General features: G+C 72.8%; 24 protein-coding genes and 1 pseudogene. 14 read left to right on the top strand and 11 right to left on the bottom strand.

The genetic code is table 11. The features are described from left to right. Position 1: 1 nt before the first annotated feature. Both AB0F82_RS36980 and AB0F82_RS36975 read left to right on the top strand, forming a co-directional pair. Positions 2-643 (top strand): DUF5995 family protein, encoded by a 642-nt coding sequence (locus AB0F82_RS36980; RefSeq protein ID WP_362635809.1) that lies wholly within the window; start codon positions 2-4, stop codon positions 641-643. A 67-nt stretch (positions 644-710) separates the two neighbouring features. Beyond that, positions 711-1,319: a hypothetical protein gene (locus AB0F82_RS36975; RefSeq protein ID WP_362635807.1), complete on the top strand. Its 609-nt coding sequence runs from the start codon at positions 711-713 to the stop codon at positions 1,317-1,319. Positions 1,320-1,438: 119 nt separating this feature from the next. Here the strand turns inward: AB0F82_RS36975 and AB0F82_RS36970 are convergent, their stop codons facing one another. Then, the gene (locus AB0F82_RS36970; protein ID WP_356812766.1) at positions 1,439-3,136 is read right to left on the bottom strand and encodes a flavin monoamine oxidase family protein; all 1,698 of its coding nucleotides are present in this window, start codon (positions 3,134-3,136) and stop codon (positions 1,439-1,441) included. A 69-nt stretch (positions 3,137-3,205) separates the two neighbouring features. Continuing rightward, on the bottom strand, positions 3,206-4,006 hold the full coding sequence (locus tag AB0F82_RS36965; protein WP_362635804.1) for a carbon-nitrogen hydrolase family protein: 801 nt from the start codon (positions 4,004-4,006) through the stop codon (positions 3,206-3,208). 456 nt (positions 4,007-4,462) lie between these two features. On the opposite strand from AB0F82_RS36965, the gene AB0F82_RS36960 reads away from it, so the two are divergent. After that, complete coding sequence (locus AB0F82_RS36960) at positions 4,463-4,654, top strand: DUF1059 domain-containing protein (protein ID WP_362635801.1); 192 nt, start codon at positions 4,463-4,465, stop codon at positions 4,652-4,654. A 55-nt stretch (positions 4,655-4,709) separates the two neighbouring features. Here AB0F82_RS36960 and AB0F82_RS36955 read toward each other — a convergent pair whose 3' ends face one another. Continuing rightward, the gene (locus AB0F82_RS36955; protein ID WP_030027017.1) at positions 4,710-5,165 is read right to left on the bottom strand and encodes an Lrp/AsnC family transcriptional regulator; all 456 of its coding nucleotides are present in this window, start codon (positions 5,163-5,165) and stop codon (positions 4,710-4,712) included. Between the two features lie 10 nt (positions 5,166-5,175). Further along, positions 5,176-6,666, bottom strand: coding sequence for an amino acid permease (locus AB0F82_RS36950; protein WP_356812763.1), 1,491 nt, complete (start codon positions 6,664-6,666; stop codon positions 5,176-5,178). A gap of 478 nt (positions 6,667-7,144) precedes the next feature. On the opposite strand from AB0F82_RS36950, the gene AB0F82_RS36945 reads away from it, so the two are divergent. From AB0F82_RS36945 to AB0F82_RS36920, 6 genes are all read left to right on the top strand, one after another. Then, positions 7,145-8,242, top strand: a complete 1,098-nt coding sequence (locus AB0F82_RS36945) for a GDSL-type esterase/lipase family protein (protein WP_362635797.1) — start codon at positions 7,145-7,147, stop codon at positions 8,240-8,242. 116 nt (positions 8,243-8,358) lie between these two features. Further along, positions 8,359-9,312 carry an SCO0930 family lipoprotein gene (locus tag AB0F82_RS36940; protein ID WP_356812761.1) on the top strand — a complete coding sequence of 318 codons (954 nt, stop codon included), beginning with the start codon at positions 8,359-8,361 and terminating at the stop codon, positions 9,310-9,312. A 167-nt stretch (positions 9,313-9,479) separates the two neighbouring features. Beyond that, complete coding sequence (locus AB0F82_RS36935) at positions 9,480-10,307, top strand: LytR/AlgR family response regulator transcription factor (RefSeq protein ID WP_362635795.1); 828 nt, start codon at positions 9,480-9,482, stop codon at positions 10,305-10,307. 186 nt (positions 10,308-10,493) lie between these two features. Continuing rightward, the gene (locus AB0F82_RS36930) at positions 10,494-10,769 is read left to right on the top strand and encodes a hypothetical protein (protein ID WP_362635792.1); all 276 of its coding nucleotides are present in this window, start codon (positions 10,494-10,496) and stop codon (positions 10,767-10,769) included. Positions 10,770-10,868: 99 nt separating this feature from the next. Further along, a complete protein-coding gene (locus tag AB0F82_RS36925) occupies positions 10,869-12,599 on the top strand; it encodes a cation acetate symporter (RefSeq protein ID WP_362635789.1) in 1,731 nt (576 codons plus the stop codon). After that, the gene (locus tag AB0F82_RS36920) at positions 12,596-13,843 is read left to right on the top strand and encodes a histidine kinase (RefSeq protein ID WP_362635786.1); all 1,248 of its coding nucleotides are present in this window, start codon (positions 12,596-12,598) and stop codon (positions 13,841-13,843) included. Before AB0F82_RS36925 ends, AB0F82_RS36920 begins: the two co-directional genes overlap by 4 nt. 78 nt (positions 13,844-13,921) lie before the next feature. Here AB0F82_RS36920 and AB0F82_RS36915 read toward each other — a convergent pair whose 3' ends face one another. After that, positions 13,922-15,385: a GuaB1 family IMP dehydrogenase-related protein gene (locus AB0F82_RS36915; protein ID WP_356812773.1), complete on the bottom strand. Its 1,464-nt coding sequence runs from the start codon at positions 15,383-15,385 to the stop codon at positions 13,922-13,924. Positions 15,386-15,635: 250 nt separating this feature from the next. On the opposite strand from AB0F82_RS36915, the gene AB0F82_RS36910 reads away from it, so the two are divergent. Then, a complete protein-coding gene (locus AB0F82_RS36910; RefSeq protein WP_362635783.1) occupies positions 15,636-16,001 on the top strand; it encodes a hypothetical protein in 366 nt (121 codons plus the stop codon). Here the strand turns inward: AB0F82_RS36910 and AB0F82_RS36905 are convergent. Beyond that, positions 15,982-16,721: pseudogene (locus tag AB0F82_RS36905) on the bottom strand (XdhC family protein); the annotation flags it as partial. The gene AB0F82_RS36910 and the pseudogene AB0F82_RS36905 sit on opposite strands and share 20 nt — an antisense overlap. A gap of 189 nt (positions 16,722-16,910) precedes the next feature. Here AB0F82_RS36905 and AB0F82_RS36900 point away from each other — a divergent pair. From AB0F82_RS36900 to AB0F82_RS36890, 3 genes are all read left to right on the top strand, one after another. Then, positions 16,911-17,420 (top strand): hypothetical protein, encoded by a 510-nt coding sequence (locus AB0F82_RS36900; RefSeq protein WP_362635780.1) that lies wholly within the window; start codon positions 16,911-16,913, stop codon positions 17,418-17,420. Positions 17,421-17,492: 72 nt separating this feature from the next. Next, on the top strand, positions 17,493-17,822 hold the full coding sequence (locus AB0F82_RS36895; protein ID WP_362635778.1) for a putative quinol monooxygenase: 330 nt from the start codon (positions 17,493-17,495) through the stop codon (positions 17,820-17,822). Beyond that, entirely contained in the window at positions 17,819-18,289 is a 471-nt protein-coding gene (locus tag AB0F82_RS36890) for a group II truncated hemoglobin (RefSeq protein WP_362635776.1), read from the top strand. Before AB0F82_RS36895 ends, AB0F82_RS36890 begins: the two co-directional genes overlap by 4 nt. A gap of 77 nt (positions 18,290-18,366) precedes the next feature. Here the strand turns inward: AB0F82_RS36890 and AB0F82_RS36885 are convergent, their stop codons facing one another. The 5 genes from AB0F82_RS36885 to rpe all read right to left on the bottom strand — a co-directional run bounded on the left by AB0F82_RS36885 (position 18,367) and on the right by rpe (position 21,660). Next, positions 18,367-18,849 (bottom strand): barstar family protein, encoded by a 483-nt coding sequence (locus AB0F82_RS36885; RefSeq protein ID WP_362635774.1) that lies wholly within the window; start codon positions 18,847-18,849, stop codon positions 18,367-18,369. Then, entirely contained in the window at positions 18,846-19,325 is a 480-nt protein-coding gene (locus AB0F82_RS36880; protein WP_356812751.1) for a ribonuclease domain-containing protein, read from the bottom strand. The genes AB0F82_RS36885 and AB0F82_RS36880 overlap by 4 nt, the downstream gene beginning before the upstream one ends. 49 nt (positions 19,326-19,374) lie before the next feature. Next, positions 19,375-19,596: a CarD family transcriptional regulator gene (locus tag AB0F82_RS36875; protein ID WP_030036649.1), complete on the bottom strand. Its 222-nt coding sequence runs from the start codon at positions 19,594-19,596 to the stop codon at positions 19,375-19,377. A 222-nt stretch (positions 19,597-19,818) separates the two neighbouring features. Next, complete coding sequence (locus AB0F82_RS36870; RefSeq protein ID WP_030656274.1) at positions 19,819-20,835, bottom strand: sugar-binding transcriptional regulator; 1,017 nt, start codon at positions 20,833-20,835, stop codon at positions 19,819-19,821. Positions 20,836-20,973: 138 nt separating this feature from the next. Beyond that, complete coding sequence (gene rpe, locus AB0F82_RS36865) at positions 20,974-21,660, bottom strand: ribulose-phosphate 3-epimerase (RefSeq protein WP_356812750.1); 687 nt, start codon at positions 21,658-21,660, stop codon at positions 20,974-20,976. Between the two features lie 133 nt (positions 21,661-21,793). Between rpe and AB0F82_RS36860 the strand changes: the two genes are divergently transcribed. Beyond that, on the top strand, positions 21,794-23,098 hold the full coding sequence (locus AB0F82_RS36860; RefSeq protein ID WP_362635770.1) for an MFS transporter: 1,305 nt from the start codon (positions 21,794-21,796) through the stop codon (positions 23,096-23,098). Positions 23,099-23,371: the final 273 nt, after the last annotated feature.

Raw genomic sequence — 23,371 nt, 5'->3', positions numbered from 1 at the left:
CATGGAAGCGGTGCTGGCGCGGATGCGCGCCCTGGAGGAGCGGCTCCCGCCGCAGGACGGTGTCGCCGTCTTCAACCGGGTCTACCTGACGGTGACGGAGACCCTGCACCATCGGATGGGCCACGGAGGTTTCCCCGCGCCCCGGCGGGCGGCGATCCTCAGCGTGCGGTTCGCGGAGCGGTACCTGACGGCGGTGGAGGCGGACCGGGCCCCGGCCTGCTGGCGCCCGCTGCTGCAGTACCGCCGCCATCCCGGGATCCGGCCGCTGCAGCACGCGCTGGCCGGGATCAACGCGCACATCGGTCACGACCTGGCGCTCGCGGTGGTCGCCACCTGCGGTGAGCTGGACTGCGAACCGCGGGCCCTGGAGGCGGACTTCGACCGGGTCGGCGACACGCTGGTCTCGCTGGAGGAGCACATCCGGGAGGACCTGATGCCGGGTCCGGACCTGCTGGAGATCGCCGATCCGCTGACCCACCTGGTCGGCTCGTGGAGCCTGGAGCGCGCCCGCGCGGGAGCCTGGTCGGCGGCCCGGCTGCTGTGGACGCTGCGCCGGGCGCCGGACCTGGCCGAGGAGTTCACCGACTCCCTGGACGCGGGCGTGGGGCTGGTCGGCCGCTGCCTGCTGACCCCGAGGGGCTGACGCGGGGCCGAGACGCCGTACGCGCCGGCCCGGGGCCGCTGTCAGGGCCTGGCGATAGATTCCGGCCATGACGGCACTTCTCCTCGACGGCGGTCCGGTCGCCCCGGACGCCCCGGTCAGCCGGACCGGGGGCGTCCCGCTGGGCCCCGCCGCAATGCTCTGGCCCGAGTGCCGCGCATGCGCGGGCCCGCTGCAGTTCCTCGCCCAGATCGTGCTCGACGCGGGTGTGCTGGCCCTGTTCATGTGCGCGAACCGCCCCGGAGAATGCGAGCAGTGGAGTCCCTCCGCGGGCGGGAACCTGGCCCTGCTGCTGCCCACCGAGGGGCTGGTGCCCGTACCGGCGCCGCGCGGGGCGGCTCCGGAGGTGCTGGGGCTGGGCGCGGTACGGGCGGCCGTGCCCGCGGCGGCCCTGCCCTCGGCTGCCCTGCCCTCGGTAGCCCTGCCGTCGGTTGCCGCGTCCGAGGGGCGGGCCGTGCTGGGCTCGCTCGGCGGCGAGCCCGACTGGCTCCAGTACGACGAGACCCCCGACTGCCCTGCGTGCGCCCGGCCGATGGGGTTCGCGGCGGGCCTGGCGGAGGGGCCGGACCCGGTCACGGCCATGAACTTCGGCTCGGGGCGGGCCTACGCCCACGTGTGCGGCGGATGCGGACGGGCGGCGCTGCTGTGGCAGTGCTGAACGTGCCGGACGCCCGGGATCCGTGGATGCGGGCATGAGAACGGGCCGCCGTCCCGCGTGCTGACGGCGCGGGGCGGCGGCCCGTGATCTGGAGGCCCCTGATCCGGGGGCCGGGAGGATCAGTCCTCCGGGAGTTCGACCGGGGCGATCTCGTCGTAGACGTCGCCCGGGCCGGGGTTGGTGGAGTCGGTGGAACCGCCGAGGTGGTGCATGACGCCCCAGACGGCGTTGAGGGCGGTCTGGACCGCGCCCTCGGCCCAGCCGGCCGTCCAGGAGATGTCGTCGCCCGCGAGGAAGATGCCGCGCTTGTCCTCGGGGAGGCGGTCCTGCATGAAGTGGGTGAACAGGCGGCGCTGGTAGCGGTAGTGGCCGGGGAGGTTGGCCTTGAACGCGCCCATGAAGTAGGGCTCGTCCTCCCAGGAGACGGTGACCGGGTTGCCGATGATGTGGCGGCGGATGTCGACCTTGGGGTAGATCTCGCCGAGGGACTTCAGCATGACCTCCATCCGCTCGTTCGCGGACAGCGGCAGCCACTTGAGGCTGTCGTCGCACCAGGTGTACGAGAGGCAGATGACGGCGGGCTTGTCCGGGCCGTTGTCGAGCAGGTAGGTGCCGCGGGTCATGCGGTCGGTCAGCGTCATCGACATGACGTCGCGGCCGGTCTCCTCGTCCTTGTCCAGCCAGAACGGCCGGTCGACGGGGACGAACAGCTTGGACGACTCCATGTAGTGGGTGCGCTCGATCGCCGTCCAGTGGTCGATCGGGAACAGCGTGTCGTCGCACTCGATCTTCGAGAGGAGCATCCAGGACTGCGCCGTGAAGATCGCGGCGCGGTACGTGCGGATGTCGCCGGAGGAGTCGGTGACGGTGATGCGGTTGCCGGCGGTGCGGTGCAGGCGGGTCACGGCGGGGCGCGGGGCGCCGTCGTGGAGGGTGGACAGGGAGGTGCCCTGGGCCCAGTGGACGATCTTCTCGGGCTCGCGCTCCCACAGGCGCAGCGGCAGCTGCTGGGAGCCGCCGACGATGCCGCGGTGGTGGTCGTCGGCCTCGGTGTAGACGACGCGCAGGATCTCCAGGATGGAGTTCGGGAAGTCGGTGTCCCAGCCGCCGGTGCCGAAGCCGACCTGGCCGAAGATCTCGCGCTTGCGGAAGGACTTGAAGGCCTCCGACTTGCAGAGGAAGCCGTAGAAGGTCTCGTCGTCGAGCTTCTCGACGAGCTTGGCCCAGATCTCGCGGATGCGCGGGACGTCCCGCTCGCGCATCGCGGTGTTCATGTCGGAGAAGTCTGCGCCCTCGTCGAGGCAGGCGTTCCAGGCCTCGGCGACGTCGCGGTAGATCTGCGGGAGGTCCGCGATGGTCTCGGCGTAGTGGCTCTCGCCCTTGAGGTCGACGACCGTGGAGGGGGTGGCCTCGGCGAGCGGGTTCGGGAAGGGCTCGGTGACCAGGCCGACGAGGTCGATGTAGTGCTGCAGGGCCGTGGAGGAGGGCGGGAAGCGCATGGCGCCCATCTCGGCGGTGAGGCCCTCGGTCTCGGCGCCCTCGAAGCCGACGGTGCGCAGGCGGCCGCCGATCTGGTCGGCCTCGTAGACGACGGGCTTGAGGCCCATCTTCATGAGCTCGTAGGCGGAGATGATGCCGGAGAGTCCGCCGCCGATGACGGCGACCTCGGTGCCGAACTCCGTCGCGGGTATCTGGCCGAGGCCCGCCGGGTGGGCGAGGAAGTCGTCGTAGGCGTACGGGAAGTCCGGACCGAACATGGTGATCGGCGGCTGTCCGTCGCTGTGCGGGACGGCGGTGGTGGGCACCGTGGACGTCATGGGGTACGACTCCTTGCGGGCAGGGCTCGGGGGGTGGAGCGGTGGGGGCGGGAGGGGTGCTGGTGCGGGTCAGACGAGCGAGGCGTAGAGCCCGGGCCGGCGGTCGCGCAGGTAGGGGTTGTTCTCGCGCGAGGCGCTGAGCAGCTCGGGGTCGACCTCGCCGAGCACCATTTCCTCGCCGCGGCCGGCGCGGGTGCGGGTGGTGCCGTCGGGGCTCGCCAGGCAGCTGAGGCCGACGAACTCGAACTCGCCCTCGGGGCCGGTGCGGTTGACGTACGCGACGTACATCTGGTTCTCGAAGGCCCGGACGGGGACGAGGTGCTCGGCGACGAACTGGAAGGGGTGCATCTGGGCGGTCGGCACCAGGAGGAGGTCGGTGCCCGCGAGCGCGTGGGCGCGGACGTTCTCGGGGAACTCCACGTCGTAGCAGATCATGATGCCGATGCGGAGGCCGCCGAGCTCGGCCTGGACGACGGGGGTGTCGCCGGGGGTGAAGGCGTCCTGCTCGAAGCAGCCGAAGAGGTGGGTCTTGCGGTAGTTCGCGAGGGAGGCGCCGTCGGGGCCGATGAGCTGGGCGGAGTTGTAGACCGTCTCGCCGTCGCGCTCGGGGTAGCCGTAGAGGACGGCGAGTCCGTGGCGCCGGGCGATCTCGCCGACGGCCCGGGCGGAGTCGCCGTCGTGGGTCTCGGCCAGTCCGGGGACGGCGTCGAGGTCGAGCGCGTAGCCGGTCAGGAACATCTCGGAGGTGACCAGCAGCCCGGACCCCGCCTGTGCGGCGCGCTCGGCGGCCTCGTCGAGCGCCTTGAGGTTCTCGGCGACATCGCCGAGGACTCCGGAGCTCTGGAGGAGGGCGGTGCGCAGCGGGGGCATGGGCGTACCTCTGTGGCAGGAGGGGTGGGTGCGGTCCTATAGACGGTACGTTTCGCCCTCCCGGCGCAACAAGGCGCCGATGTTGCGCGCTGGTGTGCGATTCGTTGCGCGTTACGAGGTCGGGGCGGCGATTCGTTGCGCCATGCGTCGGCGACGTCGTTCCGCTGGGCGGCCCGGAGTGCCCGGGGAATCGCGAAGCCCCTGGTGGGGCGTCGTGCGGAGGCTGCCCGCCGGTGCTGGGGCGACCGTACACCGGGGCCCGGCCGGCCGCTGTGTCCGGGCGACGGGGGTGGACAGCTCGTTCCGGTGGGGCGCGGAGCGGGCTTCCGGTTCCGGGTGCGCCGCGCCGAGCGGTACGCGCGCCCGCCCGGCTTTCGCCGGGTCCCGGCGAAGAGGATCGTGGGAGGTGCACCGTCGGCGTCGGCTCCGGCGGACACCCGTCCCGGGAGGCACCTCATGCGCAAGGTCATGGACTGCAGGGACTACCCCAGCGAGATGAACTGCACCCTCGCGATCTCGGGCGAGGAGGAAGAGGTCGTCGCGGCGGCCGCCCAGCACGCCGCGGCCGTTCACGGCCACGATGACACTGCGGAGTTCCGGAACTCGCTGCGCGGCATGCTGAAGGACGAGGCGCCCCAGCACGCCTGACGCGGCCCGGGGGGCGTTTTCCGCAACCGGCGGCCCCGGACCCGCGGGGGACGGCCTACGCGGGGGCGCCCGAGGTGAAGCGGCGCAGGAGCGGGGACAGGACGAGGACGGACTTCGTGCGTTCGACGAAGGGCTCGCCCGCGATGCGCTCCAGGACCCGCTCGAAGTGGCGCATGTCGGAGGCGAAGATCTGGACGAGGGCGTCCGCGTCGCCGGTGACGGTCGACGCGGACACCACCTCGGGGTACCGCTCCAGTCCTCGCCGGATGTCGTCCGGCGAGGTGTTGTGGCGACAGTAGATCTCGATGAAGCCCTCGGTCTCCCAGCCCATGGCGGCCGGGTCGACGCGGACGGTGAAGCCGGTGATGGCGCCTTCGGCGCGCAGCCGGTCCACGCGCCGTTTGACGGCGGGCGCGGAGAGCCCGACCTCGGAGCCGATGTCCGCGTAGGAGCGGCGGGCGTCCTCGGCGAGGGCGTGCACGATGCGTTCGTCGAGATCGTTCAGTCGCACGGGCGGTGAATCACTTCTGTTCAGCGACCTCCGCGGCCGGAGCGGCCACATCGGCCACAGTGGCCAGGCTGGAGCGGCGCATGCCGTAGAAGAAGTAGATCACGAGCCCGACCGCCATCCAGCCACCGAACACCAACCAGGTGGCCAGCGGCAGCTCGGTCATGAGGACCGCGCAGAGGACGAAGCCCAGGATCGGGGTGACCGGGAAGAGGGCGACCTTGAAGGTGCGGTTCATGTCGGGGCGGGTGTAGCGCAGGATGACGACGGCCACGTTGACCAGGCCGAAGGCGAAGAGCGTGCCGATGCTGGTGGCGTTGGCGAGCTCACCCAGCGGGATGAACGCGGCGAGCAGTCCGCAGAAGAGGCAGACGATGATCGTGTTGACCTTCGGGGTGCCGGTCTTCTCGTCGACCTTGGCGAAGGACTTGGGCATCAGGCCGTCGCGCGACATGGCGAAGAGGATGCGGGTCTGGCCGTACAGCACGGCGAAGACGACGCTGGCGATGGCGACGACCGCGCCGGCGGCCAGGATGACGCTCCAGAAGGAGTGGCCGGTGACGTTCTCCATGATCTGGGCCAGGGCGGCCTCGCTGCCCTCGAACTCCTGCCAGGGCATGGCGCCGACGGCGACCAGGGCGACGAGGCAGTAGATCGCGGTGACGATCAGCAGCGAGAGCATGATCGCGCGGGGCAGGTCCTTCTTCGGGTTCTTGGCTTCCTCACCGGCGGTGGAGGCCGCGTCGAAGCCGATGTACGAGAAGAAGAGCATGGAGGCCGCGGTGCCGATGGCGGTGACGCCGAGCGGGGCCAGCGGGGTGTAGTTGCCGGCCTTGATGCCCATGAAGCCGATGACGATGAACAGCGCCAGCGTCACGATCTTGACGGCGACCATGATCGTGTTGATGCGGGCGCTCTCCCGGGCTCCGCGGAGCAGGAAGACCATGCACAGGAGCACCACGACGAGGGCGGGGAGGTTGATGTAGCCGCCCTCGCCCAGCGGGGCGGAGAAGCCCTCGGGGATCGTGATGCCGAGCGTGCCGTCGAGCAGCTCGTTGAGGTACTGGCCCCAGCCGACGGCGACCGCCGCGACCGAGACGCCGTACTCCAGGACCAGGCACCAGCCGCAGACCCAGGCTATGAGCTCGCCCATGGTGGCGTAGGCGTAGGAGTACGAGGAGCCCGCGACCGGGATCGAGCCCGCGAGCTCGGCGTAGGAGAGCGCCGAGAACAGCGCGGTCAGGCCCGCGACGATGAACGCGATGAAGACGGCCGGGCCGGCGACCGGGGTGGCCTCGCCGAGGACGACGAAGATGCCGGTGCCCAGGGTCGCGCCGATGCTGATCATGGTCAGCTGCCACATGGTGAGCGAACGCTTCAGCGCGCCGCCCTCACCCTGGCCGCCTTCGGCGACCAGCTGCTCGACCGGCTTGCGGCGGAGCAGCGGGTTGGCGGGCCTGCGGGGCTCGGAAGCGAGCGGTGGCGCCTGGCCGTGGTCGAGCACGAGGGGACTCCTTGTCACTGCGGATCGGAGATGAGGCGTCGACCGCGACGGTCCGGAGCAGGACAGGGCCCGATGGGGGAAGGGCCTGGCATGGGGGACCGCCGAGCAGGCGATCCGCGCCACTCCACGTACAGCGAGTGAGCCTACGAGCTGAGTGATACCGCCCGTAATGGACCATCCTTGCACATTGGCGCACGATCGTTGCGCGGATCGGTCACTGACAGTCGTTTGTTGCGTGCCGATGATCGATCGCTGCGCAGCCGCCGAAAACCCCGTTTCTTGACACTGCGTCAGATGTGCCGCAGTGTGCCGCCCTGCATCCGGGCGCGCGCCGCGACACCGGTGCACCCCTCGGCGGTGGAAACCGGGTCCGAGCGGGGTACGGGTGAACGCGGTGGCACCGGGGTGACGGGGCAGGCGCCCGGGTGGACGGCGGGGGCCGCGCGGAGCTCCCGTGTCCGACGATCGGAGGCCGAGGATGAGCGCACCCGTGCACGGCGAGGGCAGACCCGGACCGTGGCAGGACGCGGGACGGGGCGGGGTTCCGGGCACGCGGCGGGGAGCGGGCCGGGGAGCGGAGCAGGACGCCTGGCAGGATCCGCGGCCCTTCCTGCGCGGGGTCGCCTGGCTCGACAAGGGCCGGCCGGTGCGCGCCGACCCGGTGGACACCATGCGGCTGCCCTGGGACACCGGCGAGCGGGCCACCCTGCCCATCGGGGTCCGGCTGGAGTTCACCACCGAGACCGCGCGGGCCGTCGAGATCCGCTACCGGGCCACGGTTCCCGGCCCGACGGACGCCCTGCGCGACCTCGCGCACGGCTTCGCCCTGTGGGACCGCCACGGGGTGGTCAGCGAGGTGTTCACCGAACCGGCCGCGGAGGCCGTCGTACGCATCGGACTCGGGGCCGGCGACGGCCCCTTCACCATCCACCCGCCCGAGAACCAGTCCCCGCTCGTCCTCGGCCTGCGCGGGATCGGCGGCGCCCTCTCCCCCGCGCCGCCCGCGCCGCGCTGGGTGGTGCACGGCGACTCCATCACCGAGGGCTGGTGGTCCACGCGCCCCGCCCACGGCTGGCCCGCCGTCGCCGGCCGGGCCCTCGGCCTGGACACCGTCAACCTCGGCTACGCGGGCGCCGCGCGCGGTGAACTGGCCACCGCCGAACAGCTCGCGGGCCTGCCCGCGGACGTCCTCACCCTCGCTTTCGGCACCAACTGCTGGTCCCGGGTGCCCTACTCGGTACCGCTGCTGTACGAGACCACGCGCGCCTTCCTCGAACTGGTCCGCCAGGGGCACCCGCGCACCCCCCTGCTGCTGGTCTCCCCCGTCCTGCGGCCCGACGCCGAACGCACCCCGAACAAGCTCGGCGCCACCCTGGGCGCCCTGCGCGACGCGATGGAGCGCGCCACCCGGGACCGGATCGCCGCCGGCGACGACCGGCTCGCCGTCCTCCCGGGCCGCGACCTGCTCGGACCCGAGCACCTCGCGGACGGGCTGCACCCCAACGACTCCGGACACCAGGTGCTCGGCCTCGCTGTGGCCACGGCCCTGCGGCGCGCCGGGTTCGACGGGGGGTGAGTGAAACAGCCCACACCGGACGCGGTGAACAGATCCCGTCCGACGGGGCGTGTCCTGTGCACAGTTGCCGCCGCTGGGGGCGGCGGTACGACAGACACGATGTGGGAGAGATCAACATGGGCATGAAGCGCGCAACCACCTTCGCCGCGGCCGCCGTCGCCGTCGTCCTGGCGGCCAGCGCCTGCGGCCCGTCGGACTACAAGGCCTCGGACACGACCCAGCCCGCCGGAGCCGCCGCCGACGCAGCCGCCCCGGCGGCGGCGGGCGGTCCGGGCAACCAGCCCGGCGGGCAGCTCGCGGCGTCCACCACCGAGCAGCTCGGCCCCGTCCTCACCGACAGCGCGGGCCTGACGCTCTACCGCTTCGACAAGGACACCGCGAAGCCGCCGAAGTCGAACTGCGAGGGGGACTGCGCGAAGACCTGGCCCGTGGTCGCGGCCGGTGACGTCACCGCCGCCGCGGGGATGGACCCCTCGCTGCTCGGCGAGGTGGTGCGCAGCGACGGTACGAAGCAGCTGACGGTGGCGGGTTGGCCCGCGTACCGCTTCAACAAGGACGCCAAGCCGGGCGACTTGAAGGGGCAGGGCGTCGGCGGGGTGTGGTTCGCGTTCGGCCCGGACGGCAAGAAGGCGGCCAAGGGCGCCCCGGCCGAGGCCGCTCCGGCGCCCGCCGCCTCTGCCGCCCCCGGGGAGGCCGCCCCGGCGCAGGCGGCGGACGGCCTGTCCGTGGCGAAGGACCCCAAGCTCGGCGAACACATCGTCGACGGCGCGGGGATGACCGTCTACCGCTTCAAGAAGGACTCCGCGTGGCCGATGGTCTCCAACTGCGTGGGCGACTGCGTGGCCAAGTGGCCGGTCGTGCCCCCCGTGGACAAGGCCAACGCCAAGGGCATCACGGAGAAGAACTACCTCGTCCTGGACCGCCCGGACGGCAAGAAGCAGCAGACCGTCGACTGCTGGCCGGTCTACACCTTCTCGGGCGACAAGAAGCCCGGTGACACCAACGGGCAGGGCGTGGGCGGCACCTGGTACGCCGTCTCCCCCGACGGCAAGCTGATCACCGTCCAGTAGCCGGTCCGGTCCCCCGACCCCCCACCACGGTCCGCGCGGCCTCTGCCCCACCTCCCCCCGGGCAGGGGCCGCGCATCCGTTCCTGCCCGAAGGGATGCCCCAGGGGGTGTCCGGCGGACGACCCGGGCCCGGCCTTGATCCGCCGGACAGCCCTTAGACTCGGCGCCATGCTGCGAGTGCTCGCTGTCGACGACGAGAAGCCGCTCCTGGAGGAACTCCTCTACCTGCTGCGCTCGGACCCCCGGGTGCGCAGCGCGGAGGGCGCCTCGGACGCCACCGAGGCGCTGCGCCGCGTCACTCGGGCGCTGGAGTCCGGTCCGGACGGGCCCGACGGCATCGACGTGGTGTTCCTCGACATCCACATGGCCGGCCTGACCGGGCTGGACATCGCCCGGCTGCTGGCCGGGTTCGCGCGGCCGCCGCTGATCGTGTTCGTCACCGCCCACGAGGGTTTCGCCGTACAGGCCTTCGACCTGAAGGCCGTGGACTACGTGCTCAAGCCGGTGCGCCCGGAGCGGCTGGCGGAGGCCGTCCGGCGGGCCTGCGCGCAGCTGGGCCGGGCCGAGGAGGTGCCGGTGGCCACCGCCGCGGCGCCGGCGGGCCCGCGGGCCGTGGTCGCGGCGCGCCGCCCGGCCCCGGAAGCCGCCGTCGCCGACCGGGGCCCGGAGCAGATCGCGGTCGAGCTGGGCGGTGTCACCCGCTTCGTGGCGATCGCCGACATCGCCTACGTCGAGGCGCAGGGCGACTACGCCCGCCTGCACACCGACGAGGGCAGCCATCTGGTGCGGATCCCGCTGTCCACGCTGGAGGAGCGGTGGGGGGCGCGCGGGTTCGTGCGGATCCACCGCCGTCATCTGGTGGCGCTGGCCCGGATCGACGAGCTCCGGCTGGACTCGGGCACCACGACGGTCCGGGTGGGGGCGGCCGAACTCCAGGTCAGCCGCAGGCACTCGCGGGAGCTGCGCGACCTGTTGATGCGGCACGCGACCGTCTGAAACCGGTCGCCGCCGGGTCCCGGCCGCCCCCGTGGGGGACCGCCGGGCGCGTGCGAGTGCCGTTCACCGCACCGGGAGGGGCGTACGGCGATCCGCGGGAGCCGCCTGCCGCACCGGTGGCGGGAACGGGCCGCCGATGCCGTCGCCGCTGCGTATCGTGGATCTTCCCGGCGCGGGAGGAGCGAGATGTCCGAGGTCCAGGCGCTGGTCGACGCCCTGAGCGGGCTGCCGCGGAGGCGGCCGGCGGGGCCCGCCGAGGCCGAGGTGCTGCTCGCCCTGCTGCGCAGCGCGGCCGCCCGCTGGGCGGACATCCTGTACCAGGCCGGCGAGGGCGTCCGAGATCAGGTCCCGCCGCGCGCGGAGGCGGCGCTGACACTGGCCTTCCGGCGGGCGGAGGAGTCTTACGTGGAGCTGGAGATCGCCCTGCGCGACTGCGCCGAGCACCGCGACCCGGCCGTCTGAGCGCGGCGGGCCCGCGGGGTCCGAATCGTGCCTGTCGCCCGGTCGGGGGGCGTGCGTAGACTCCGGTCACCCCGCCCCCCCGGCCGAAGGACCGCCCCGGTGAACCAGACGTACGCGCTGACCGCGGTCGCCGTCGTCGTCCTGGTCACGCTGCTGCTCGGCGCCCTTGGTCTGCGGATATCCCGGACCACCTCCGACTTCTACGTGGCCTCGCGCACGGTGGGGCCGCGGCTGAACGCGGCGGCCATCAGCGGGGAGTACCTCTCCGCGGCGTCCTTCCTCGGGGTGGCCGGGCTGGTGCTGCTCCAGGGGCCGGGGATGCTCTGGTACCCGGTGGGCTACACCGCCGGGTACGTGGTGCTGCTGGTGCTGGTGGCGGCCCCGCTGCGGCGTTCCGGCGCGTACACGCTGCCCGACTTCGCGGAGGCGCGGCTGGAGTCCCGGGCGGTGCGCCGGATCGCGGTGCTGTTCGTCGTCGGGGTCGGCTGGCTGTACCTGCTGCCGCAGTTGCAGGGGGCCGGGCTGACCCTGGAGATCCTCACCGGTGCTCCGCACTGGGTCGGCGGGCTGGTCGTCGCCTGTGTGGTGAGCGTCGCGGTGGCCGCCGGGGGGATGCGCAGCATCACCTTCGTGCAGGCCTTCCAGTACTGGCTCAAGCTCACGGCGCTGCTGGTCCCGGCGTTCTTCCTGATCGCCGCGTGGGCGGGGGACGGGGCGCCGCGGGCCACCTTCGACGCCCCGGCGGTCTTCCGGGAGCGTACGTCGGTGACGCTCGCGCAGGACGTGCGGCTGTCGGTGAAGGAGCCGCTCGCGGTGACGGTGACCGGGCAGGTCGACGGGCGCAGTCTCGTGTCGGAGCCGCTGGTGCTGGCCGCCGGTGAGCATTCCGTACGGGCCCGTGCGCGGCTGGAGTTCGCCCCGGACACGCCGGTGCCGGATGCCCGGGAGGAGCGGGGTGCGGGGGCGGGCACGTGGTCGGAGCCGCCGTCCGGGGAGCTGCGGGAGTACCGGCTGTACGCCACCTACGGGCTGATCCTGGCCACGTTCCTCGGGACGATGGGGCTGCCGCACGTCGCGGTGCGGTTCTACACCAGCCCCAACGGGCGGGCGGCGCGGCGGACGACGCTGGTGGTGCTGGGGCTGGTCGGCGTCTTCTACCTGCTGCCGCCGGTGTACGGGGCGCTGGGCCGGATCTACGCCCCCGAGCTGGCGCTGACGGGTGACGCGGACGCGGCGGTGCTGGTGCTGCCGGAGCGAATGCTGGGCGGGCTGCTGGGCGAGTTGCTGGGGGCGCTGCTGGCCGGGGGTGCCTTCGCGGCGTTCCTGTCGACGGCGTCCGGGCTGACCATGGCGGTGGCCGGGGTGCTGCACCAGGACGTGCTGCCGACGGGCGGGGTGCGTAGTTTCCGCTCCGCGGCGCTGGTTGCGATCCTGGTGCCGCTGGGCGGGAGCGTGGCGGTCACGGAGGTGCCGGTGGCGGATGCGGTGGGGCTGGCGTTCGCCGTGTCGGCCTCGTCGTTCTGCCCGCTGCTGGTGCTGGGGATCTGGTGGCGCGGGCTGACCCCGCCGGGTGCGGTGGCCGGGCTGGTCACCGGCGGCGGCGCGGCGCTGGGGGCGGTGCTGGCGACGCGGGCCGGGCTGGCTCCGTCGGGCTGGACGCACACGATGCTGGCCTGGCCGGCGGCGTGGTCGGTGCCGCTGGGGTTCCTGACGATGGTGGTGGTGTCGCTGGCCACGCGGGCCCGGATCCCGGCAGGGACGGCGGCCACGCTGGCCCGGCTGCACCTGCCGGAGGTCGTGGCCGGGGACCGGGCGGGGGGCCGGCGGTGACCGGGGCGGGGCAGGCCCTGCCGGCCGTGCTGGCGGTGGTGGGTGCGGCCGTGATGCTGGGCCTCGGATGGGCGGCGGGACGCTGGCACGCGCGCCGCGGGGAACGTCTGGCGGGCCTGGACCTGGGGACCCCGGTGGAGCGGGCCACGTTCCACACGCTGCACACGGCTTCGCTGGCGGCTCCCCCGCTGCGTGCGGGGCTGACCGAGGACGCGGCCCGCAAGGCCGCCCGGCGGCTGCGGTCGCTGCTGGGGACGGAGGCGCTGTGCCTGACGGACCGGGAGGCGGTGCTGGCGTGGGACGGCCCCGGCGCCGACCACCATCAGCGGCGGGCGATGGCCCGGGTGGCGGTGATGCTGGAGTCGGAGCGCAGCCAGAGCGTGCGAACCGACTGCCAGCGGCCCGGCTGTCCGCTGAAGTGGGCGGTGTTCGCGCCGCTGACCGGCGAGGACGGGGTGCTGGGCGTGCTGGTGGCGTACGGGTCGCGGGAGTCGGCGGTGCTGGTGCGGGCGGCGACGGAGGTGGCGCGGTGGGTGTCGGTGCAGCTGGAGCTGTCGGAGCTGGACCGTTCGCGGACCCGGCTGATGGAGGCGGAGATCAAGGCGCTGCGGGCGCAGATCTCCCCGCACTTCATCTTCAACTCGCTGGCCGCGATCGCCTCGTTCGTGCGGACCGATCCGGAGCGGGCGCGGGAACTGCTGCTGGAGTTCGCGGACTTCACGCGGTACTCCTTCCGGCGGCACGGGGATTTCACCACGCTCGCCGAGGAGTTGCGTTCCATCCAGCAGTATCTGGCGCTGGCCGGGGCCCGGTTCGGTGACCGGCTGAAGGTGACGTTGCAGGTGGCGCCGGAGGTGCTGCCGGTGGCGCTGCCGTTCCTGTGTCTGCAGCCGCTGGTGGAGAACGCCGTCAAGCACGGGCTGGAGGACTCCACCGAGGAGTGCCGGATCACGATCACGGCGCAGGACGCGGGCCCGGACGCGGTGATCACCGTTGAGGACAACGGGGTCGGGATGGATCCGGCCCTGCTGCGCCGGATCCTGGCCGGGGAGCGCGGGGCCTCCTCGTCGGGGGTCGGGCTGCCCAATGTCGACGAGCGGATCCGGCAGGTGTACGGGGACGCGTACGGCCCGGTGATGGAGACGGGGGTGGGCGCCGGCATGAAGGTGACCGTTCGAATCCCCAAGTACCGGTCGGGCGTGCACAGTTCGCCGTCGGGGCCGGTGGCGCCGCCCCGGGCGTGAACGCCCGCGGCCCCCGGTCCGTCCGTGTCGACGGGCCGGGGGCCACGGGCCGCCCGGGACCGGGTCCCGGGCGGGAGGCTAGCTCCAGCTGGCGTGCAGCGGCTTGCCCTCGGCGTAGCCGGCGGCGGACTGGATGCCGACCACGGCCTTCTCCTCGAACTCCGCGAGGGAGCCGGCACCGGCGTAGGTGCAGGAGGAGCGGACGCCCGCGATGATGGAGTCGATCAGGTCCTCGACGCCCGGGCGGGCCGGGTCGAGGAACATGCGCGAGGTGGAGATGCCCTCCTCGAAGAGGCCCTTGCGGGCCCGGTCGTACGCCGACTCCTCGCTCGTGCGGTTCTGCACCGCGCGGGCGGAGGCCATGCCGAAGGACTCCTTGTAGAGGCGGCCCTCGGCGGACTGCTGGAGGTCACCCGGGGACTCGTACGTACCGGCGAACCAGGAGCCGATCATGACGTTGGAGGCGCCGGCGGCCAGCGCCATCGCCACGTCGCGCGGGTGACGGACGCCGCCGTCGGCCCAGACGTGCTTGCCGTACTTCTTGGCCTCGGCCGCGCACTCCAGGACTGCGGAGAACTGCGGGCGGCCGACGCCGGTCATCATGCGGGTGGTGCACATGGCGCCGGGGCCCACGCCGACCTTGATGATGTCCGCGCCGGCGTCGACGAGGTCCTTGACGCCGTGGGCGGCGACGATGTTGCCGGCCACGATCGGGACCTGCGGGTCCAGGGCGCGGACGGCCTTGATCGCGTTGATCATCGACTCCTGGTGGCCGTGCGCCGTGTCGATGACGAGCGTGTCGACGCCCGCGTCGAGCAGCTGCTTGGCCTTGGCCACGAAGTCGCCGTTGATGCCGACGGCGGCCGCGATGCGCAGCTTGCCGTTCGCGTCGGTGGCAGGGGTGTAGAGGGTCGCGCGCAGGGCGCCCTTACGGGTGAGGATGCCGACGAGCTTGCCGTCCTTGTCGACGGCCGGGGCCAGCTTGCGGTGGCCGGCGTCGAGCTTGTTGAAGGCCTCGCGGGGGTCGATGTCGGCGTCGATGAGCAGCAGCTCCTTCGACATGACCTCGGAGAGCTGGGTGAAGCGGTCGACGCCGCTCAGGTCGTGCTCGGTGACGACGCCGACCGGGCGGCCCTCGGCGTCGACGACGACGCCGGCGCCGTGGGCGCGCTTGGGCAGCAGGGACAGTGCGTCGGCGACGGTCTGGGTGGGCGCCAGCGTGATCGGGGTGTCGAGCACGAGGTGGCGGGTCTTCACCCAGGAGATGACGTCGGTGACGACCTCGATGGGGATGTCCTGGGGGATGACCACGATGCCGCCGCGGCGGGCGACGGTCTCGGCCATCCGGCGGCCGGCGATCGCGGTCATGTTCGCCACGACCAGGGGAATGGTGGTGCCGGTCCCGTCGGGCGAGGAGAGGTCGACGCCCTGGCGGGAACCGACCGCGGAGCGGCTCGGCACCATGAACACATCGTCGTACGTCAGGTCGTACGGCGGCTTCAGGTCATTGAGGAAACGCACGTGCTGAACATCCCAGTCAATCGGAGGTGCCTCGACAGGGTGCAGCCGAGGAAACGCACGTACTTCATTCTCCCACGACCCGGGGGTCATGCCGCCCGGGCCGAACGTCCAAGGCGGTCCGGGTCGGGTGGTGGTTTCCTACGGGACCTCGGGGTCCCGCAGGGGTGCGGGAGGGCCTCTGCCCGGAGGGGCAGGAGGCACCGGCCCGGGTGACAGTGGAAGGGTCGGGACGGGTCCCGGGGTGTCCGGGCTGAGCAGCGGTGGAGGATCCATGGCGGCAACGACGCGGGACGAGGCACCCGTCGCGGTGGAGGGCGGCGGGCTGGAGGTGCGGGTGCAGGAGATCGGCGGCGACCTCAGCGTCGGGTTCTTCCGGCTCCCGCAGGGCACCGATTTCACGGAGGCGCTCAAGGGGCTCCCGGGAGACATGTGCCCGTGTCCGCACTGGGGCTATCTCCTCAAGGGCCGGCTGCTGATGCGGACCGGGGACGGCGAGCAGGTGTACGAGGAGGGGCAGGCCTTCTACTGGGGTCCGGGGCACATCCCCGTGGCGCTCGCCGACACGGAGTACGTCGACTTCTCCCCGACCGCCGAGTTCCACCGCGTCGTTGAGCACGTCAGGGGCGGAGCCGGCTGAGGGCCGCCGCGGCGGCGGGGCGGGTGGCGGGTGTGGGGCGGCGGTGGACGGGGGCGGCGCCGCCGGTGAGGGGGAGCGCCGAGCCGCCGTGCCGGAAGGCCGTGAACTCGGCGGCGATGGCCAGGGCGGTCTCCTCGGGGGTGGCGCCGCCGAGGTCGAGGCCGATGGGTGAGCGCAGGCGGGCCAGGGCGGCGTCCGTCACCCCTTCCCCGCGCAGCCGTCTCTCGCGTTCGGCGTGGGTGCGGCGTGATCCCATGGCGCCCACGTAGCCCAGTGGCAGCCGCAGGGCCAGCTCCAGCAGGGGTACGTCGAACGTCGCGTCGTGGGTGAGTACGCAGACGGCGGTACGGGGGTCCAGCCTGCCCGCCTCCCACTGCGCGGCCAGGTGCCGGTGCGGCCAGTCGACGGCCACCTCGTCGGCGTCGGGGAAGCGCGCCGGGGTCGCGAAGACGGGCCGGGGTCGCGAAGACGGGCCGGGGTCGCGAAGGCGCCGATCCGGGCGAGGGCGGCAGCGAAGTCGATCGCCCCGTAGACGATCAGCCGGGGCGGTTCGGCGGCGGACTCGACGAGCAGTGTGAGGGACTCCCCGCACAGTCCGCCCGCGGTGCCGAGCTCGGCGGTGCCGAGCTCGGCGGTGCCGGTGCGACCGGCCAGCAGCAGGGCGCGGGCCCGGCCGGCGGCGGCCCGGTCGAGGGCGGGGCCGCCGGCGAGCCCGCCCTCCCCTGGAGACGAGCGTGCCCGGCGTCTTCGCGGCGGGCGACGTCCGCGCCCACTCGGTCGAACGGGTGGCGTCGGGCGTGGGCGAGGGGGCGATGGCCGTCTCGCTGATCCACCGCTAGCGCTCGATGGGCTGAGAGCGAACGCTCCAGGGCTTGTGATCACGTGCACATCGGACGCAACGTTGATTACATGATTACAGCCGAACAGAGCGAGCAGCTCCGCGCGTGGTTCGCCGAACGCCTGCCGGTGGACGTCTACGAGTCCCTCGACCCCGTGACCGCCGACCGCGAGGAGATCACGGTCGTCGGCACCGTCCCGGCGACCGAGTCGGTCCGGGAGTTCCGCGAACGCACCCGCGAGCAGCGCATCGAAGTGGCCCGCGAGGCCGAGGAGCTCTACCGCCGCAAGGTCGCATGGGGCGTACGGGTGGGTGACGAGACGACCCTCTTCACCCACCTCGCCGTCCCCGTCATGACCCGCCTGCGCCAGTCCGAACGCCAGGTCCTCGACACCCTCGTCGCCGGCGGCGTGGCCCGCAGCCGGGCCGACGCACTGGCCTGGTGCGTCCGCCTCGTCGGGCGCAACACCGACAGCTGGCTGGCGGACCTGCGCGACTCCCTGGACCAGGTCGGGCGGGTCCGCGCGCAGGGTCCGGACGTCGACGGCACGACGGACTCCATGAAGTCCGGGTCCGAATGACGAATCCGCCCCATGGAGCCGTGTGATCGCGTAAGGCTGGCCGAGACCTACACCCAGGGAGAGGTACGCACCATGACGACCACCGTCGAATACATCCGCTACCGGATCGCATTGGACGACCAGCAGGCCTTCGAGGACGCGTACGCCCGGGCGGCCGAGGCCCTGGCCGCCTCGCCCGAGTGCATCGACTACGAACTGGCCCGGTGCGAGGAGGAGAAGGAGCGGTACATCCTCCGGATCCGCTGGACCTCGATCGAGGCCCACCTGGGCGGCTTCCGCAAGGGGGAGCACTTCCCGGCGTTCTTCAGCGCGATCCGTCCGTACGTGACGGCCATCGAGGAGATGCAGCACTACCTCGTGACGGGCGTCGTGGGCACGGGAAAGGGCGCCGGACAGCGATGAGCACCACCCCCACCATCTACGAGTGGATGGGCGGGGCGGAGGCGATGAACCGCCTCACCGACGCCTTCTACGCCCACGCCCTCCAGGACGAGATCCTGGCCCCGGTCTTCGCGGGCATGGACTCGGAGCACCCGCAGCACGTCGCGGTGTGGCTGGCGGAGGTCTTCGGCGGCCCGGCGGAGTACACCGCCCACCACGGCGGTCACCAGCACATGGCCACCAAGCACCTGGGCCGCGCGATCACCGAGAAGCAGCGCCGGCGCTGGGTGGACCTGCTCATGGACACGGCCGACGAGGTCGGCCTCCCGACGGACCCCGAGTTCCGCGGGGTGTTCGCCTACTACATCGAGTGGGGCACCCGCATGGCCCTCATCTACTCGGGCCCCAACCCCCCACCGGTGGACGCGGCCAAGATCCCGGTCTGGTCCTGGGGCCAGACCCCGCCCTGGATCCCCCAGACCGACTGACCCCGAACCGGGCGCCCCCACGCCGCCCGGTTCCCTTCTCTCAGCCCCGCCGGCGCACCTCCAGCCCCGCCGCACCATCAGCCTCGCCGGCGTTTGAGGCGCGGGGTCCGGGGCGGAGCCCCGGCGGCCGGCCCGCGCCCGGGCTCAGGCTCAGGCTCACCCTCGGGCGCGGCCAGGAGCACCGTGAGCCCCGGCTCCCCCTCCGGCCCCCGCCAGAAGTCCACGGCCTCCTCCAGCACCTCCACGAACGTCTCCCACTCCGCCGGCCGCTCCCCCGCGTACCCGCGCCACGAGGTCACGGCGACCAGCCGCCCCACCCCCGCTTCATCCCCGGCCCCGGCCCCGGCCCCGGCGCCCGGCAACCAGGACAGGTCCCGCAGCGCATCCGCCAGCGCGTCCCAGTTCCCGCCGACCCACTCCGGCAGCCGCAAGGCGTCCCCGCACCGCCGCATCAGCTCGGCCTTGCCCCGTACGCCGTCCAGGTCCAGCCGTACGGTCGTCCGACCCGCGGCCTCGGCGGCCGCGAGGGCAGGGGCGAGCGGCTGCGGGTCCAGGGTCATCGCAGAACCGCCTTGAAGGTCTCGTAGTGGTCGTCCGTGTAGTAGAACTCGCCACCCTCACCCGTCACGATCCGCCGGGCCCCGCGGTCCCGCTCCCCCGGCGTGCGCACCGTGAACTCGTGGTAGTAGCCGCGCTTCTGGCGCGGCAGGACCTTCTCGAAGTTCCCGAAGACGGTGCCGTCCTGCCGGTACGGGTACGGGCCGCCCTTGTCGATGAGCGCGAGGACGTCCCGCGCCTGGCGCGGCAGCACGTCGGCACGTACGACGGCCATCCCCCGCGCCCAGCTGGGACCGGCATCGGGAGCCACGGCACTGGAGGCCGCGCTGGAGGCCGCACTCGGCTCGGCACTGCCGCCGGCCACGGCGGGGCCGGGTGGTTTCCGCGCACCACAGCCCGCCGTTGCGACGAGCGCGGCGCAGAGGAACACGGCCCCCAGCGAACGCCAAACCCATCGGGGCACGTTCCGGAAGATCATGCGCCGATCGTGCCAAATATCCGATTCGCCCGCGAATCGTTCGGTCGCGTCAGAGCGCGGCCATCTTGCTGTACGGACTCAGGATGCGCTTCTGGACCGAACCGAAGTCGACGAGAACGGCGATCCCCTCCTCAATTCCGACGACACGGCCGAGGCCGTGCTCGTCGTGAGTGACCCGGTCGCCCACGTTGAACTGCCGGATGGGCTGTTCCACGGGGGCTTTGAACGGGCTGGACGGCAAGTGGCGGCGAGGAACTGCTGATTTTGTCATCGGAACCAGTATGCGCCCCGCGGGCGCCCGCGCGGTCGCCCTTCGCATCTCAATCCGGGCACCATCCGCACCTCCAGCGCCCCGGCAGCACCCGCACCAGGGCAGCGTGGATGCACAGGGAGGCACACGGAGACACACGGAGGCGGCGCGGCCCCCGGCCCCGCAGGCCCACAGGTCCCCGCTCCGTGTGGGGCGCCCGCCGCCCCCGCCCCCGCCCCGCCCCTACAGGTCGTCGGGGTCGGCCCGGTCCAGCGCCGGCCGCAGCCCCGGGGCCGACTCCGTCAGGAGGTAGTCGGCGACCGCCGTGTCCGTGACGAGGCTGGTGACCAGCCCCGACCGCAGCACCGCGCCGATGGCGGAGGCCTTGCGCAGCCCGCCCGCGATCGCCACGACCTCCGGGATCCGCCGCAGCCGGTCCGCCTCGACCGTGATGCACCGCTCGCCGAGGTCCCGGCCGACCCGCCGGCCTTCGGCGTCGAAGAGGTGGGCGGACATCTCGGCCGCGACGCCCAGCGAGGCGTAGTGGGCCCGCTCCTCGTCCGTCAGCATGTCGTGGACGGTCGAGATGCCCGGCTCCCACGAACCGATGGAGACGGCCGCGACCGTCACCTTGTCGAAGTAGTCGAAGGCGCGCGCGATCCCGGTCTGGCTGCGCAGCGCGGCCGCGGTCGCCGGGTCGGGCAGCAGCATGGGGGCGTAGATCGGGTGCGCGTCGCCGCCCGAGACCTGCGCGGCCCTGCGTACGGCCTCCACCGAGCCGCGCTCCGCGGTACCCGCGTCGTACACCCCGGTCAGCTGCACCACCGTGCACTGGGGCAGGCGGTGCAGGGAGGCGGCCATGTGGATCGTCGAGCGGCCCCACGCGAGGCCCAGTACGTCGCCCTCGTTGACCAGTTCGCCCAGCAGGTCGGCGGCGACCGCGCCCAGGTTCTCCGGGTCCGGGGCGTCCTCGGTGGCGTCGGCCGGCGACTCCACCACGACGGCGTGCCGGAGCCCGTACCGGGCCCGGAGCGCGTCGGACCGCTCCGCGTCGAGCTCGGCCGGGACCCGGATCTCGATGCGCACGAGGTCGCGTTCGAGGGCGGTCTCCAGCACCCGGGCCACCTTGAAGCGGCTCACGCCGAACTCCTCGGCGATCTGGATCTTGGACTTGCCCTCCAGGTAGAAGCGGCGGGCCATGGCCGCCGCCTGCACCAGCTCCGCGGGTCCCATCCGCAGGGCTGACCGTCCCGCCGACATTGCAGACACCGCGTTCTCCTCACTGCTGTTCACACTCTCGTGTTCACACTCTCGACTCGCCGTTCATCCTGTCAGATCCGACGGCCGTTGATCAGCCTGGACAGCTCCCGTTCACCGAGCTGTTCACCAACGCTTGGCTCAGTGGTCGCAAGCCCACGGCGCCGCCGCGATCGCCGCGCCCGCCTGGTCACGCAGCGTGCGGACGGCGGCCGCCGGATCGACCGCCCCGTAGACCGCGCTGCCCGCCACGAAGACGTCCGCGCCGGCCTCGGCGCAGCGCTCGATGGTCGAGGCCGAGACCCCGCCGTCGACCTGGAGCCACAGCTCCAGGCCGTGCTTGGCGATCAGCTCCCGGGTGCGGCGGATCTTGGGGAGCATGATGTCGAGAAAGGGCTGGCCGCCGAAGCCGGGCTCGACCGTCATGATCAGCAGCATGTCGAGCTCGGGAAGGATGTCCTCGTACTGTTCGATCGGCGTCGCGGGCTTGAGCGCCATGGAGGCCCGCGCCCCCTTCGCCCGGATCTCGCGCGCGAGGCGTACGGGCGCCGCCGCGGCCTCGGCGTGGAAGGTGACCGAGCCCGCGCCGGCCTCCACGTACTGCGGGGCCCAGCGGTCCGGGTTCTCGATCATCAGGTGCAGGTCCAGCGGGATGTCCGTGGCCCGGCTCAAGGACTCCACGATCGGCATTCCGAGGGTGAGGTTCGGGACGAAATGGTTGTCCATGACGTCGACATGCAGCCAGTCGGCCCCCTCGACGGCCTTCGCCTCCTCGGCGAGACGGGCGAAGTCGGCGGACAGGATGCTGGGATAGATCTGAGCGGCCATGCCCCAAGCCTGCCATGCCTGGGGCCGGTTCCGGCCACGACCCCGCAAGTCAAGAACCTCGCAGTGATCCTTAAGCGACGACGGAGAACATTTAACTTGTTCTTAGAGATTGCCGTTCGGCACGGTTCTGTCCATGACACCCTCTCCGCGCCGAGACCCGGGACACCGCCCCCGATCGGTCCGCACGACGCCCGAACACACCGCGGGAACACCCGCCACCCCCTCCGCCACGCGTTCCCCCTGGCGCAATCGGGACTTCCGCACCCTCTTCGGCGCCGCCACCCTCAACCAGCTCGGCACCAACACCGGCTACGTGGCCGTCCCCCTGCTCGCCCTCACCGCCCTCGACGCCGGCCCCGCCCAGGTCGGCACCCTCGCCGCGCTCTCCACGCTCGCCTTCCTGCTGATCGGCCTGCCGGCCGGAGCCTGGGTCGACCGCCTGCGCACCCGCAGCGTCCTCATCACCGCCGACCTCGCCCGGGCGGTGCTCTTCGCCTCCTTACCCCTCGCCTGGTGGCTGGACGCCCTCACCCTGGGACAGCTGTACGGCGTCGTCCTACTGGCCGGCTGCGCCACCGTCTTCTCCGACGTCGGCTCGCAGAGCGTCCTGCCCCGGCTCGTCGGCCGGGAGGGCCTCATCCGGGCGAACACCGCGATGGTGACTCTCATGGCCGCCGCCAACATCGCCGGCCGCGGAACCGGCGGCGCCCTGGTCGCCGCGCTGACCGCCCCCTTGGCACTGGCCTGCTCCTCCGCGGCGTACCTCGCCTCCGCACTCCGCCTCACCGGGATCCGGGCCGCACCCACCGCGCCGGCCACCGCCCGGACCCCGCTCACGACCCAGATCCGGGAGGGACTCCAGCACGTACTGGGCCACCCCGAGCTGCGCGCCCTGGCCCTGGCCGCCACCCTGAACAACCTGGGCAGCGCGATCCTCAACACCATGCTCCCGGTCCTCTTCGTCCGCGACCTGGGCCTGTCCCCCGCCTCGCTCGGCCTGTTCTGGGCGGCCGGCGGCGTGGGCCTGCTCCTGGGAGCCCGCCTGGCCCGGCCCTTCGCGGCGCGCGTGGGCTACGGGCGCGCCCTGCTGCTCACCCTGACCCCGGCGGCCCTGCTGGTGCCCCTGCTCGACCACGGCCCGCGGCTCTGGCTCGCGGGCGGCGCCTGGCTGCTGACCATGATGAAGATCGGCTCGGACAACGTCCTGGGGGTCAGCCTCCGCCAGCACCTCACCCCGGACCCCCTGATGGGCCGCATGAACGCCACTTTCCGCTTCACCCTGACCGGCGCCGTGGCCCTGGGCTCCGCCACCTCGGGCCTCATGACGGAAGTCACCACCCTCCACACCACGCTCTGGACCGGAGCCGCCCTCCTGTCCCTGTCCTGGACCCCGGTGGCCTTCTCCCCCCTCAAGCGACGCCGCGACCCAATGCCGTGAGGGGCCGGCTCCGGCTGGGGCAGGGCGACAGCGGGGGGACAGACACACGGGCGGGGGACACACGGGCGGGGGGGCACCCGGGCGGGGAGACACATGGGCGGGGGCGAAAGGGACGGGGGCGAAAGGGACGGGGCGGCTTCGGGAGGTCGGGAGCCGCTTGGGCGGTGTCAGGGATGTCCTGGGGGTTTCCCGTCAGTCCCATCGTCTCTCCGTGTCGGGCCGGCCCGTCAAGGGCGCTCGTTCCTCGCGTCACTTCGTGATGGCCTTCGGCCA

This window comes from Streptomyces virginiae (genome assembly GCF_040638905.1).
Lineage (GTDB): Bacteria > Actinomycetota > Actinomycetes > Streptomycetales > Streptomycetaceae > Streptomyces > Streptomyces virginiae_B.
Note: the sequence above shows the minus strand (reverse complement) of the source record. Positions and strands in the feature narration are given on the sequence as shown.

Coding starts and splice junctions, on each gene's coding strand:
- AB0F82_RS36980 (WP_362635809.1), top strand. CDS start 2: ATGGAAGCGGTGCTGGCGCGGATGCGCGCCCTGGAGGAGCGGCTCCCG.
- AB0F82_RS36975 (WP_362635807.1), top strand. CDS start 711: ATGACGGCACTTCTCCTCGACGGCGGTCCGGTCGCCCCGGACGCCCCG.
- AB0F82_RS36970 (WP_356812766.1), bottom strand. CDS start 3,136: ATGACGTCCACGGTGCCCACCACCGCCGTCCCGCACAGCGACGGACAG.
- AB0F82_RS36965 (WP_362635804.1), bottom strand. CDS start 4,006: ATGCCCCCGCTGCGCACCGCCCTCCTCCAGAGCTCCGGAGTCCTCGGC.
- AB0F82_RS36960 (WP_362635801.1), top strand. CDS start 4,463: ATGCGCAAGGTCATGGACTGCAGGGACTACCCCAGCGAGATGAACTGC.
- AB0F82_RS36945 (WP_362635797.1), top strand. CDS start 7,145: ATGAGCGCACCCGTGCACGGCGAGGGCAGACCCGGACCGTGGCAGGAC.
- AB0F82_RS36940 (WP_356812761.1), top strand. CDS start 8,359: ATGGGCATGAAGCGCGCAACCACCTTCGCCGCGGCCGCCGTCGCCGTC.
- AB0F82_RS36935 (WP_362635795.1), top strand. CDS start 9,480: ATGCTGCGAGTGCTCGCTGTCGACGACGAGAAGCCGCTCCTGGAGGAA.
- AB0F82_RS36930 (WP_362635792.1), top strand. CDS start 10,494: ATGTCCGAGGTCCAGGCGCTGGTCGACGCCCTGAGCGGGCTGCCGCGG.
- AB0F82_RS36910 (WP_362635783.1), top strand. CDS start 15,636: ATGGCGGCAACGACGCGGGACGAGGCACCCGTCGCGGTGGAGGGCGGC.
- AB0F82_RS36900 (WP_362635780.1), top strand. CDS start 16,911: ATGATTACAGCCGAACAGAGCGAGCAGCTCCGCGCGTGGTTCGCCGAA.
- AB0F82_RS36895 (WP_362635778.1), top strand. CDS start 17,493: ATGACGACCACCGTCGAATACATCCGCTACCGGATCGCATTGGACGAC.
- AB0F82_RS36890 (WP_362635776.1), top strand. CDS start 17,819: ATGAGCACCACCCCCACCATCTACGAGTGGATGGGCGGGGCGGAGGCG.
- AB0F82_RS36885 (WP_362635774.1), bottom strand. CDS start 18,849: ATGACCCTGGACCCGCAGCCGCTCGCCCCTGCCCTCGCGGCCGCCGAG.
- AB0F82_RS36880 (WP_356812751.1), bottom strand. CDS start 19,325: ATGATCTTCCGGAACGTGCCCCGATGGGTTTGGCGTTCGCTGGGGGCC.
- AB0F82_RS36875 (WP_030036649.1), bottom strand. CDS start 19,596: ATGACAAAATCAGCAGTTCCTCGCCGCCACTTGCCGTCCAGCCCGTTC.
- AB0F82_RS36870 (WP_030656274.1), bottom strand. CDS start 20,835: ATGTCGGCGGGACGGTCAGCCCTGCGGATGGGACCCGCGGAGCTGGTG.
- rpe (WP_356812750.1), bottom strand. CDS start 21,660: ATGGCCGCTCAGATCTATCCCAGCATCCTGTCCGCCGACTTCGCCCGT.
- AB0F82_RS36860 (WP_362635770.1), top strand. CDS start 21,794: ATGACACCCTCTCCGCGCCGAGACCCGGGACACCGCCCCCGATCGGTC.